The following is a 12,773-nucleotide window of genomic DNA, read 5'->3' as shown; positions in this document are numbered from 1 at the left end:
TTTTTCTTGTTAAGATAGATAAAATACGTTGAAAAAAGGAGACACACAGATGGAAAAACAACATTTGATTGACATCGCCGCGAAGAAAAAGAAAGCAGCGGTCGTCTTTAAAGATGTGGCGGTCATCGACGTGTATAGCCGTGAGACGATTCGCACCGATGTCGCAATCGACGCGGGATACATCGTGGCCATCGGGGAAGGCTACGAAGGAGAGACGGAATACCATGACCCGTCATGGACGCTCGCACCGACGTTTATCGATTCACACGTCCACATCGAGTCATCGATGGTGCCGCCACACGAGTTCGCGAAAGCCGTCCTGCCGCTCGGCGTCGCAACGGTCATCGCGGACCCACATGAGATTGCGAACGTGAACGGGGCGCTCGGGATTGAATATATGTTGGCTGACGCGAAAGGACTCCCACTCGACGTCCGGATGATGCTCCCGAGCTGTGTGCCGGCGACGCCGTTCGAACATGCGGGCGCAAAACTTTATGCGGAGGACTTGGCCCCGTTTTTAGGCGATCCGGGCGTGCACGGCCTCGGCGAAGTGATGGATTATCCATCGGTCGAGGCCGGGAGCGTAGACATGCTCCAGAAAATCGCGCAGACGGAGGCGGTCGGGAAAGTCGTCGACGGTCACGCATCCGGTCTCGGTCCTGACCAACTGAACGTCTACCGGACGGCCGGGATTATGACGGACCACGAGTGTACGACGGCCGAAGAGGCGCTCGAGCGGGTTCGCCGCGGATTTTACGTTCAAATTCGGGAAGGTTCGGTCGCCCGGAACGTCGAGAAGGTGAGCCGGGCCATCACGGAAAGTAACGCCCATCGCTTCTTGTTCTGTACCGACGACAAGCATTTGGACGACCTCGTCGCCGAAGGTGGGATCGACTACAACATTCGCATGGCGATCAAACAAGGCGTCAAACCGGAGACGGCGTATGCCGTTGCGAGTCTACATGCGGCCGAGGCTTACGGGTTGAACGACATCGGGGCCATCGCGCCTGGGAAGAAGGCGAACTTTGTCATCTTGTCAGACGTCCAATCGGTAAAAATCGAAACCGTCTATGTGAACGGCGAAGTCGTTGCCCGTGAAGGCCAAGCGACGTTCGAAGCGAACGGGATTGAAGTGCCGAAACCGATGAAAGGGGAGTTGAGACTTCCGGCGTTGACGAGTGAATCGTTCCGGTTACCTGTCAAAGAAGAGGCGGTCGACGTGATTCAAGTGTTGCCGAACAGTCTGTTGACGAAACGGGAGCGCCTCGTCTTCAGTCCAGACGAATCCGGGGCAGACCTCGACCAAGACATCGCCACGCTCGCCGTCATCGAGCGACATCACGGCACGGGGCATATGGCACTCGCGCCGGTCACAGGCTTCGGCTTGAAGCGAGGCGCGCTCGCCGCGACGGTGGCCCACGATAGCCATAACCTCGTCATCGCCGGCGTCAGCCCGAACGACATGTTGCTCGCGGCCGAGACGCTCGAGAAGGTCGGTGGTGGCGTCGTCGCAGTATCAGAAGGGGAAGTGCTTGCGGTCTTGCCACTCGAGATTGGCGGACTCATGACGAAGCGTCCTTACGCTGAAGTGGCGGACGTGCTCGAACAGTTGAACGACGCGCTCGACGTCGTCGGGGCGCATCGTCATTTCAATCCGTATTTGACGATGTCGTTCCTCGCGCTTCCGGTCATCCCAGACCTGAAATTGACGGACATGGGACTATTCGATGTGACGACGTTCTCATTCATCGAGTCATGAGTCGGTCTAACGTATGATTTTTGTTAAGAACGGCTCGGAACGATTGAACGGTTTCCGGTAAGTTGGTATAGTTACAACAAGTTTCATCGGTTCAAATTGAAAGGGGGGATATCACAGATGGAACAAGTTGCTTATAACCGGTCGTATGATGAACATGAGGATTTGATCAATTCTGTATATCGTGCCTTCAAAGACCGATATGAAGAATTGCCGGACGAGACGCGGACGAAACGTCGATTACGCCGTCTTATCCTCTTGACGATTAAAGAGCAAACGTCGTCACATGCCGAGCGGTTCGTGTTGTATCATTTCTTTAGCGATTTCTTTAAAGCGGTCGAGGCAAATGACCAAGAAGCACTCGCTGTATTGAAACAAATCATCCGTGACGAAAAATAAGTGTTGAAATGTGTCATGGACCTATGATAATTTAAACGTAACTTTTAAATGAATATTCGTGCTATCGATGAGGTAGAGGTGCGATGCTGATGAGTATGTAGTCGGAGGATGACAACGATGAAGGCTACAAAAAGGCAGAATCGCCGAAGTGCAACACCCATGGTCTATGGGGTTGTGCTGGGCTGACGGGGAATACGCGTCAGACTGCCATACATATTTACGTATGGAGCGCTCCAAGTCGGCTAAGAAAGACGGAACATCCAGCGAGGGTGTCGGCTTTGTTGCCGATGCCCTCGCTTTGCGTTTTTTTAAGCATAGGGGGGCCTCATCTCAAACAAAAGAGGAGGAAATCAGCATGGTAGATTATTCAACTTCGGTACTATCACTCGTACCGGCATTACTGGCCATTATTATGGCCATCACAACGCGGAAAGTCATTCCGTCGCTTGGCGTCGGGATTATCGCAGGGGTATTGCTCTTGCATAACTTCAATCCGCTCGACTCGATCTCATACTTATGGTCAAACGTTCTCGCCTTGTTCTGGTCGGACGGCGAGTTGAATGAGTGGAACGTGCTCTTGATCGCGTTCTTGCTCTTACTCGGTATTTTGTCGTCAATCATTCAAACGTCAGGCGGAGCCCGGGCGTTCGGTGAGTGGGCGGCTGCAAACGTCAAGACGGCACGCGGCGCACGCCTCGTCTCGTTCGGACTCGGGATTTTGATTTTTATTGATGATTACTTTAACAGTTTGGCTGTCGGTAACATCAGTCGTCCGCTAACGGACCGGAAAAAAGTCTCACGTGCGAAACTCGCGTATACGATCGACTCGACGGCCGCACCGGTCTGTGTCATCAGCCCGCTCTCAAGTTGGGGGGCATACATCATCGCACTCATCGCCGGTATCTTGGCGAAATACTCGATTGACAGCTATTCGTCGCTCTCGGCATTCATTCAAATGATTCCGATGAACTTCTATGCCATCTTCGCATTGCTCTTGACAGGCTATGTCGCCTTCACAGGTCTCGCGATCGGGCCGATGCGTACGCATGAGCTCCGCGCGCTTCAAGGCGAGCTATATGACGTATCAAAAGGTGCTCCGATGGGCATGAGTGAAGACATTAAAGAACACGACAACGGGAAAGTTCGTGACTTGATCGTACCGATCCTCGTGTTGATCGTCGCGACCGTGTCGGCCATGCTCTATACGGGCGGTCAGGCGCTCGCGGCAGACGGTCAAGCGTTCTCGCTCCTCGGTGCGTTCGAGTCGACTGACGTCACGCGTTCACTCGTGGCCGGAGCCGTCATCAGTTTGATTGTCACGTTCTTGCTTTTAATCGGCCGTAAGATTCCGGCTGGTGACTATGGACGCGCGACATGGGCCGGAATTCGGGCGATGTGGCCGGCAGTCCTCATCCTCTTGTTCGCTTGGACAATCATCGCGGTCATCGGTGACATGAGAACAGGGGACTACTTGGCGAGCTTCGTCACGGATCGCATCGCAGCCTCGTACTTGCCGCTCATCTTGTTCGCGATCGCCGGACTCATGGCGTTCTCGACCGGGACGAGCTGGGGGACGTTCGGTCTCATGCTCCCGATCGGGGCGGACTTGATCATGGCGGTCGAACCGGAGCTCTTGCTCCCGACGCTCGCAGCCGTCTTGGCAGGTGCCGTGTTCGGTGACCACTGTTCACCGATCTCGGACACAACGATTCTCAGTTCGACGGGTGCCGGTTCGCACCATATCGATCACGTGTTGACGCAGCTCCCGTACGCATCGATTGCGGCTGGTGTCTCTGCGATCGGGTACTTGGTACTCGGGATCACGACATCGATGTGGATCGGTTTCTTCGTAGCATTCGCGGCGTTCGTCGTCATGCTCGTCGTCGCTCAAATCATCTCGAAACGCGGACGTGTCCCGGCAGAAATCCGGGCCGAGCGCGAAGCGTAATCGTCAAAGCAGGCATGTCCCATCTCGGGGCATGCCTGCTTTTTTTTCTCCGCATTCAAAAAACCCTTTCCGCGTGCGCGGAAAGGGTTGTCGATTAGTTGACGTCCAACCATTTGAAGCTAGCATCAGCTCCGAACGGGTGACGGTACATGTTCTCGATGTTCGTACGCTCGAGGTACGCCTCACCTTTTTGGTAAATCGGTGCGATGGCGAAGTCTTCTTCAAGCAAGACGCGTTCCGCTTCTTGCATCGTCTCCCAACGCTTCATCTCATCGGCTTCTTTCTTCGCTTCTTGAACGAGCTTGTCGTACTCTTCGTTCGAGTAGGCCATCCGGTTGAACGGACCGTCGGTGACCCACATGTCGAGATACGTCATCGGATCTTGATAGTCAGGGCCCCAGCCGGCAGCAGAAACGTCATAGTCGCCCGCGCCTTCAAGTTCGAGGAAGTTTTTGAACGGTTGTTGCTTAATGTTGAGTGTAAGTCCTGGCAAGTTCTTCTCGAGCTCACCTTTGATGAACTCGTTCACTTTCTTGAACGCTTCTTCGTCACGTGAGAGGAACTCAAGTTCGATTGTCTCGACACCGAGTTCAGCCAAGCCTTTCTCCCATGCTGCTTTCGCCTCGTCGACGTTGTAGCTGAGGAGGTCCGGATACTTCTCGCGGAAGTCGGCACCGTCAGACGTGTACGTGAAGTCTTTCGCGACGATGAAGTTCGCTGGCTGTGAACCGTCCGTCAAGATGACGTCGGTGACGCCTTGTTTGTCGAACCCTTTTGCGAGCGCCTCGCGGATGTTGACGTTTTGGAGCGCCTCGTTCTTTTGGTTGAAGCGCAAGAAGTTGATGCGTGCGTCAGCACGCGTCTTGAACTCGTCGCTGTCTTGGAATTGCGGTACGAATTCAGATGAGAGGAGCGTATAGTCCGCCTCCTCTGATTCGAACAAGTTGACGCCTGTCGAGACATCTTTCACGACTTTGACGTTGATCGTCTCCATCTTCACGTTGTCTGCATCCCAATAGTCCGGGTTTTTCTTATATACCCAGCCCGTATTATCTTGCCAGCTCTCGAGCACGTAAGGACCGTTATAGAGTGTCTTGTCGACAGAAGTCGCGAACGCTTCGCCTTGTTCTTCGACGAATTCTTGTTTTTGTGGCATATACGTCGGGAAGCCAGTCAACCCGAGGAAGTATGGAGCCGGTGCTTCGAGTGTGACTTCGAGCGTCTTCTCGTCGAGTGCTTTGACGCCGAGGTCGTCGACGTCGGCTTCTCCTGCGAGGATGCTGTTGGCGTTTTTCAAGTCTTGCAAGATGTAGGCGTACTCGGCACCCGTCTCAGGGTTCAAGGCGCGTTTCCATGAGTAGACGAAATCGTCGGCCGTAATTGGTGAGCCGTCAGACCAGTTGGCGTCACGTAATTTGAATGTGTATGTAAGGCCGTCCTCTGACACGTCGACATCTTCTGCGATCCCTGGTGTCGGTTGGTTGTTCTCATCGAGTCGATACAGTCCCTCGAAGACGTTGTTCGTAACGATGATTGACGTTGAATCCGTCGTCAGCGTCGGGTCAAGCTGTGGCAAGTCCGTCGCCGAAACGAGTGTGATTTCTTTTTTCGCGTCGCCTGATGAAGAACCTTCAGAAGAGCTTGATGATTCTTCGCCGCCTCCGCAAGCTGCTGTGGCGAGTAATGCGACTCCCGATAAAGCTAACCATTTCTTGTTGCGCATTGTGATTCCTCCCGAAAATTCTGATTGTTTCGAATATAGTGTTTATTAAACTACAATTATTATGAATACGCAATTTATTTTTCTTAATTATTCGAAAATATAAACATTAGTGAAATACCTATCAAACGACCCTTTTATTCAGTAGAATGGAAAAATCGTCGGATGATTATACGCTATGCATGTATAGTTATTCGTCAGACGTCAAAGCAAGTGGAGGTCGTTTTTGAATGAAGTCACAGACAGCCGGAATCGGCTTTTTTGGTCTCGCAGCAATGGTCGTTGGTACGATGATTGGCGGCGGGGCGTTTAATTTACCAGGTGCGATGGCGCAAGGGGCAGGGGTCGGATCCGTCTTGATTGGGTGGTCGATTACCGGGCTCGGCATGATCATGCTGGCGTTCGTCTTTCAATTTTTAGCGAATCTGCGTCCGGAACTCGACGGTGGGATTTATGCGTATGCGAAGGAGGGCTTCGGTCGCTTCATCGGATTTAACAGCGGTTGGGGCTACTGGATGTCGGCCTGGATCGGCACGGTCGCGAACATCACCCTCATCTTCAGCACGCTCAGCTACTTCTTCCCCATCTTTTCGGCTGAGCATCGAACGTTTCGGTTGCTGATGAGCGCACTCCTCATCTGGGGATTGTTTTGGTTGATTCGGAGGGGGATGCGCGAGGCCGCGCTCCTGAATATCGTCACGACGATCGCCAAGCTCGTGCCGCTCTTCCTCTTCATCATCTTGATTTTGTTCGCGTTTCGGATTGAGACGTTCCAAATCGATTTTTGGGGAAGCGATGGCTTCAGCTGGTCGCACGTGTTTCCTCAAGTCAAATCAACGATGCTCGTCACACTTTGGGCGTTCGTCGGGATTGAAGGGGCGGTCGTCCTCTCGTCTCGTGCGCGCCATAAGCGCGATGTCGGACGGGCGACGGTCATCGGACTCGTCGGGACGCTTCTCATCTATATGATGATTTCGATTTTCTCATTCGGGGTGATGACGCAAGAACAGCTAGCGGCGCTCCCGGAACCGTCGATGGCGTACGTGCTCGAGGCGGTCGTCGGTCCGATTGGCGCGACGTTCATCAACATCGGCCTACTCGTTTCACTTGGGGGTGCCCTACTCGGTTGGACGATTTTAGCGACCGAAATCTCTTATGTGGCGAGCCGGGACGGGGTGTTCCCGCGCGTGTTCAATCGATTGAATCGAAATGAGACGCCTGTGAACGCGCTGTTCATCACGCAACTGTTCACTCAAATCGTGACGGTCATCGCGCTTTTCTCCGAACAGACGTATTTGGTACTGTCGAGCATCGCCGGAATCGCGGCGCTCGTCCCTTACTTGTTCTCGGCGCTATTTGGATGGAAAGAAGCACGGCGTATGCACGCGCGGCGCATGCTCGTCGTGTCAGGCATCGCCTCGCTGTACGCCGCTTGGTTGCTCTATGCGTCTGGCATCGAGTATGTCCTCATCGCGATGATTTTATACGCACCAGGGATTTTCGTGTTCATGGTGGCGGAACGGGAGCAGGGACGTCCGTTTCTCAGCCGGATGCAATATGCGATTGCCGTCCTGATTCTCCTCGCCGCCACATATGGCGTGTATGGGCTGTTGACGGCGACGATTGCGCTATAAAGAAAAAGCACTGACCGGCGCGAGGATATAAAATACCCCCGCTCTATCCGGACGTGAAAAAGGAAAAAGGCGATTGAACCGACTTGTGTCGGGACAATCGCCTTTTTCCTTATCGGCTGGAATCAACAGGTCATAGGGCCGTCTGCAGCGCCGTCCGAAGGCCCGCCAGAAGGATTGTGGCGTGCCGAACAGGGCGGTTGAAGGGATCCGCTGTTCAAAATCATTTGATTTTTTTCAGAGCCTTCCTAGCCGGTCAGTGATTTTTATTGTGCTTCTGATTAGTCAATAGCTCGATGATGCGCTCAGGCGGCATCGGTTTGGCGTATAAGAACCCCTGGAACGAGTCGCAGTCGGTCGTTCGCAAATGGTCGAGCATCTCTTCATCCTCGACGCCTTCTGCAACGACATGAAGGTTCAAGCTCTTACCGAGGTGGACGATGACATCGAGTAAGTGTGATTTTGAAGCGAGCCAATCGTCTAAAAAGACTTTGTCGATTTTCAGCTCGTCGACTGGGAACGACTTCAAGTATTGGAGCGAAGAGAAGCCGGTACCGAAGTCATCGATTGACAAGCGGTAGTCGAGACGTTTGATTTGATTCATCCGGGCGATGATCTCCTCGGTCTGCTGCATGACAAGACTTTCCGTGATTTCGAGAATCATGTCCGTCGGATTCAAATGCAGCTGTTGTTTAATGTTTCGAAGTGTATTGATGAAGCTCTCGCTTCGGAATTGGTTCGGCGAGATGTTGACGGCCATCGACAACGAATGGTCGACGAGCGGTTGCCACACCTTCAACTGTTTCGCCGCTTCTAAGATGACCCAGTTGTTAATCGGAACGATGAGCGCCATCTCTTCGGCGAGCGGGATGAACTCGGACGGCGGGATTTGGCCGAGCTCGTCGTGATGCCAGCGCAGCAACGCCTCGAATCCGATGAGTCGATCCGTCTTCAACTCATACTTCGGTTGATACTCTAGATAGAAATGTTTTTCTTCAAGCGCTTGATAGAGTGCTTTTTCAATATGGATTTGACGTGAGAACGCGTCGTCCATGTCTTTCGTGACGAATTGGATCGTTCCGACCCCGATTCGCTTGCCTTTGAACAAGGCGCTTTCCGCCCGGGCGTACAACTCTTCGAGTGAGTTCGTCGCGGACGGGTAGAACACACAACCGATTGAAATCGACAGCATGATCGAATGATGATAGATGCGGAACGGGCGTTGTAGCTCATATTGCAACTGACGCAACAACCGGAATACATCCTCTTTCGATTGCTCCAAGAACAAGACGCCGAACAAGCCGCCAGACGGATGGAACATGACGCTCGTGTCCGGGAGGTGACGAGAGGCACGCTCTTTGATTTGAAGCAACAGTTCGTTACCGACGCGAGAGCCGAACGATTCATTGATGATTTTAAAGCGATCAATATCGAACAGGGCGATATGAACGATTCCTTCGGATTGATCAGCGAGCTGAAGAATGTCGCGATATTCGCGCAACCAGCCTTTCTTGTTCAGTAGGCCGGTCAAGTCGTTATGATACGCCAAATACTCGACTTCACGTTCGAGCCGTTTCTTGTCGGAGACGTCGAAGCCGAACGCCGTATATTGGAGCACCTCGCCCTGTTCACTTAAAATCGGGACGACGGTCAAATTGAGCCAACAGACGTTCGTCGTATGCCGTTTCGATTGAATCGGCATCTCCCCGTGCCAAATCCGGTCAGAGGAAAGGGCTGCGCGCACCGTATCGGCGATGGGCGCTTTCTCATGCATTGGATGCACGAGATCGAACCAGTCTAGGCCGATGAAGCGATGCTCCGATTCACCGATCAATTCACAGAGCATCGGATTGACAGCCGTGATTCTCCCGTCGGCATCGGCGGATAAGTAATATGTCGTCTGTTCAATCATCGCTTGGAAGTGATGCAACAAGTTGAACTGTTCGGTACTGATGAGCGGACCGAACCTTTTCGGTAAAAAGGCAAGGAAGTAGCCGGTATAGCCGGCGATGGCGAATGATTGCAAATAAACGGTCGCATAGACGAGTGACCCGTCTTTATGTTGAAACGGCGTCATCGCCGTCGTCGAGAACGGATATTGGAGGAGCAGGGGTGCCCACGTTTCGAGCGCACTGTCTAACTGTTCGACGACAGGCAACGCTTGGTGGAGCACCTCGTCCCGTTCCCATCCGAACAGCGCTGTCGCATGTTCGTTCCAAAGTAGGACGTCGCCGCCGAGATCGATATAACAGCACGGGATTGACAGCGCATCGATGAACGCATCAATCGGCAAGTCACGTAAAGAAGTCACACGAATTCCTCCCATCCTCATCAAATGAATCATAGTCTACGTTCAGTGTACCTTATTTTCCCAACCCGAGGAATGGGCAAGTTCGCCGTTGTCAAAAGAAAGACGGTCATCATATACTGAAAGAGTAAGAACGACTTTTTAGAACAAGGGGGAAATCAAATGTCAAAGACACAAGATGTGATTGAATTGACAGAGAAGTTCGGGGCGCACAACTATCATCCGCTCCCAATCGTCATCTCGGAGGCGAAAGGGATTTGGGTGACGGATCCAGAGGGGAACCGTTACATGGATATGTTGAGCGCTTATTCGGCTGTCAACCAGGGGCATTGTCATCCGAAAATCATTCAAGCACTTAAAGATCAAGCAGACAAAATCACGTTGACGTCACGGGCGTTTTACAATGACCAACTCGGCCGTTTTTACGAAAAAGTGGTAACGCTTACAAATAAACAGATGGTGTTACCGATGAACACGGGCGCTGAGGCGGTCGAGACAGCCGTCAAAGCGGCGCGGCGCTGGGCGTATGAAGTGAAACAGATTCCAGGACAGGCAGAGATTATCGTCTGCTCCGGAAACTTCCACGGACGGACGATGGCGGCTGTATCGATGTCGACAGAGGCCGAATATCAGCGTGGGTTCGGCCCGCTCTTGCCAGGATTCAAAGTCGTCCCATACGGTGACATCGAAGCGTTTGAAGCGGCGTTGACGGAAAACACAGCGGCGTTCATCGTCGAACCGATTCAAGGAGAAGCCGGTATCATCATCCCGCCGGAAGGCTATTTGAAGCGTGCGAGCGAGCTGTGCCGTGAGCAGAACGTCTTGTTCGTCGCCGATGAGATTCAATCTGGCCTCGGTCGTTCTGGAAAATGGTTCGCCATCGAGTGGGAAGGTGTCGAGCCAGATATGTTCATCCTTGGAAAAGCGTTAGGAGGCGGCGTATTCCCGGTTTCGTGTGTCGCGGCCAATGAAGATGTGCTCAGCGTGTTCAGCCCAGGGTCACACGGTTCGACGTTCGGTGGAAACCCACTCGCAGCGGCCGTCTCGATTGCCTCGCTTGAAGTGCTCGAAGAAGAGAAACTTCCAGAGCGTTCGCTCGAACTCGGCACGTACTTCATGGACCGCTTGAAGTCAATCGACAACCCGTTGATTAAAGAAGTGCGCGGACGCGGACTGTTTATCGGGATCGAATTGACCGAGGCGGCCCGTCCGTACTGTGAGGCACTGAAAGAGCGTGGGCTGTTATGTAAAGAGACACACGAGACGGTCATTCGCCTCGCGCCTCCGCTCGTGATCACGAAGGAAGAGCTCGACGAAGCGTTCGAGGCCATTTCGGCCGTATTCGCTCCAGCGGCTATTTCATAAGAAGGCCCATTTTGTTATAATTTAAGAAGCAATCAGACACCTGCCGCAAATAACGGCAGGTGTTTTCATTAGGGAGGAACAGCGATGCTGTATGTATACGTTGGACTGGCCGGTGCGCTCGGGGCGTTGCTTCGCTATGAGATTGGCGTTGGCGTGCATAACGTTTATGGCGGGTCGTTTCCGTTTGAGACGCTCGCGGTCAATTTGATTGGAAGTTTTGTGCTCGGTTGGCTCACGCACTTCTTGTTTCGGACAGGACGCTTGTCACCGATGGTCGTGACGGCGCTCGGGACGGGATTCATCGGGTCGTTTACAACGTTTTCGACGTTCAGTGTCGAGACGATCGTCATGATTGAGGCGAGAAACCTCGTCGGTGCGATGGTTTACGTCACGCTCAGTGTCGTCCTCGGCTTGTTGAGCTCATGGTTAGGCTATAGGTTGGGCAACCGACGTTTTCGTCGGTTTGAACATCGTAAGGGGGGAGCGTCATGACGATTATGGCTGTCATGGTCGGTGCGTTCTTTGGGGCGATGGCCCGGTTTGGCATCGGTCAACTTGTGAAGCGATGGACGGCCTCGGTTTTCCCTTGGGCGACGTTGTTCGTTAACGTGGCCGGTTCGTTCTTTCTTGGTTATCTGTTCAACGCGTCGATGAACGAGACAGTGCTGCTTGGAGTCGGGGTCGGCTTTCTCGGTTCGTTCACGACGTTCTCGACGTTCAAGCTCGAAGTGATGCGCTTCGTGACGAAAGACTGGGTTCAGTTCGGCCTGTATTTATTCGCCACATACATCCTCGGGATTCTTGCCGCTTACGCCGGCTATCATCTCGGGTAACGCACAATCCCCTCGGAACCGATTCCGAGGGGATTGTTTATTCTGCGAGTTGAAGCTTTTCAGCACATGAGGAGCATGTGCTCTCATAAGACTCACACTGTTCGTCCATATGTTGCCCACACTCTTGACATGTCTTGTCCGGTAACTTCCGATAAAATTCAACCGATGATTCGAGACGGCTTGCCCATTCGTTCATGATGAAATGCCTCCTTCAAGGTCGTGGATTCGTATTTGGTTGTTTTGATTGTATTATAACAGGTGTTATTAAGTCAATAATAATATATAACAGATTTTGTGAACTCGATTTGCTAAACTATAGGTAACGAGAAACGAGGTGACATCGATGAAGGCACCCCAATGCGAGACGATTGCGATTCAACAGGAACAAGTAGCCGAACTGCAAACGCAACTTGACCAATTTGATGCGACACGCGTTAGTCGATTATTTAAGGCGTTTGCCGATTCGACACGAATGAAGGTGTTGTATGTGTTGACGCTCGAACAGGAGTTATGCGTGTGTGACGTGGCGGCCGTGATCGGGCATTCGAACGCGACGGCGTCCCATCACTTGCGGACGCTCCTCGACCAAGGGCTCGTCAAGTATCGGAAAGACGGAAAAGTCGTCTATTATTCGCTCGATGACGACCATGTCCGCTCACTTGTCGAGATTGCGATGGCGCACAGCGCTGAACGGCATCCGACTGAACCTTAACGAACTTCCGCTCCATTGCGGAAGTTTCAGGCTGTAGACAAAACATTGTCTGCAGTTTTTTTATTTGTCCGACCGGGCACAGCTCGCTTTTCTGGGGGCAA

Annotated in this window: 11 protein-coding genes and 1 riboswitch; of the genes, 8 read left to right on the top strand and 3 right to left on the bottom strand. The window is 52.7% G+C overall.

The genetic code is table 11. The annotated features are described in order from the left end of the window. Positions 1-49: 49 nt before the first annotated feature. The 3 genes from ade (at position 50) to KB235_RS14130 (ending at position 4,103) form a co-directional block, all read left to right on the top strand. Positions 50-1,759 carry an adenine deaminase gene (gene ade / locus KB235_RS14140; protein WP_034814382.1) on the top strand — a complete coding sequence of 570 codons (1,710 nt, stop codon included), beginning with the start codon at positions 50-52 and terminating at the stop codon, positions 1,757-1,759. Positions 1,760-1,876: 117 nt separating this feature from the next. After that, positions 1,877-2,155 carry a hypothetical protein gene (locus KB235_RS14135; RefSeq protein ID WP_034809944.1) on the top strand — a complete coding sequence of 93 codons (279 nt, stop codon included), beginning with the start codon at positions 1,877-1,879 and terminating at the stop codon, positions 2,153-2,155. Between the two features lie 65 nt (positions 2,156-2,220). After that, positions 2,221-2,397: riboswitch (Lysine riboswitch) on the top strand. Between the two features lie 113 nt (positions 2,398-2,510). Next, on the top strand, positions 2,511-4,103 hold the full coding sequence (locus tag KB235_RS14130; protein ID WP_034814383.1) for a Na+/H+ antiporter NhaC family protein: 1,593 nt from the start codon (positions 2,511-2,513) through the stop codon (positions 4,101-4,103). Positions 4,104-4,197: 94 nt separating this feature from the next. Here the strand turns inward: KB235_RS14130 and KB235_RS14125 are convergent, their stop codons facing one another. Then, a complete protein-coding gene (locus KB235_RS14125) occupies positions 4,198-5,826 on the bottom strand; it encodes a peptide ABC transporter substrate-binding protein (protein WP_034814385.1) in 1,629 nt (542 codons plus the stop codon). A gap of 227 nt (positions 5,827-6,053) precedes the next feature. Here KB235_RS14125 and KB235_RS14120 point away from each other — a divergent pair, with 227 nt between their 5' ends. Continuing rightward, a complete protein-coding gene (locus KB235_RS14120) occupies positions 6,054-7,457 on the top strand; it encodes a basic amino acid/polyamine antiporter (RefSeq protein WP_034809938.1) in 1,404 nt (467 codons plus the stop codon). A gap of 253 nt (positions 7,458-7,710) precedes the next feature. Here KB235_RS14120 and KB235_RS14115 read toward each other — a convergent pair whose 3' ends face one another. After that, positions 7,711-9,765 (bottom strand): putative bifunctional diguanylate cyclase/phosphodiesterase, encoded by a 2,055-nt coding sequence (locus tag KB235_RS14115; protein WP_246514247.1) that lies wholly within the window; start codon positions 9,763-9,765, stop codon positions 7,711-7,713. 159 nt (positions 9,766-9,924) lie between these two features. Here KB235_RS14115 and KB235_RS14110 point away from each other — a divergent pair, with 159 nt between their 5' ends. The 3 genes from KB235_RS14110 (at position 9,925) to KB235_RS14100 (ending at position 11,960) form a co-directional block, all read left to right on the top strand. Further along, positions 9,925-11,127, top strand: a complete 1,203-nt coding sequence (locus KB235_RS14110) for an ornithine--oxo-acid transaminase (protein WP_034814389.1) — start codon at positions 9,925-9,927, stop codon at positions 11,125-11,127. A gap of 84 nt (positions 11,128-11,211) precedes the next feature. Then, the gene (gene crcB / locus KB235_RS14105) at positions 11,212-11,619 is read left to right on the top strand and encodes a fluoride efflux transporter CrcB (RefSeq protein ID WP_034809934.1); all 408 of its coding nucleotides are present in this window, start codon (positions 11,212-11,214) and stop codon (positions 11,617-11,619) included. After that, complete coding sequence (locus KB235_RS14100) at positions 11,616-11,960, top strand: fluoride efflux transporter FluC (protein WP_338032649.1); 345 nt, start codon at positions 11,616-11,618, stop codon at positions 11,958-11,960. Before crcB ends, KB235_RS14100 begins: the two co-directional genes overlap by 4 nt. A gap of 37 nt (positions 11,961-11,997) precedes the next feature. On the opposite strand, the gene yhfH is transcribed toward KB235_RS14100, so the two are convergent. After that, positions 11,998-12,156, bottom strand: coding sequence for a protein YhfH (gene yhfH, locus KB235_RS14095; RefSeq protein WP_081825919.1), 159 nt, complete (start codon positions 12,154-12,156; stop codon positions 11,998-12,000). Between the two features lie 147 nt (positions 12,157-12,303). On the opposite strand from yhfH, the gene KB235_RS14090 reads away from it, so the two are divergent. Beyond that, on the top strand, positions 12,304-12,672 hold the full coding sequence (locus tag KB235_RS14090; protein ID WP_211779950.1) for an ArsR/SmtB family transcription factor: 369 nt from the start codon (positions 12,304-12,306) through the stop codon (positions 12,670-12,672). The last annotated feature ends 101 nt before the right edge of the window (positions 12,673-12,773 follow it).

It is taken from the genome of Exiguobacterium alkaliphilum, assembly GCF_018138125.1.
GTDB lineage: Bacteria > Bacillota > Bacilli > Exiguobacteriales > Exiguobacteriaceae > Exiguobacterium > Exiguobacterium alkaliphilum.
This window is presented reverse-complemented; position numbering and strand designations above follow the sequence as displayed.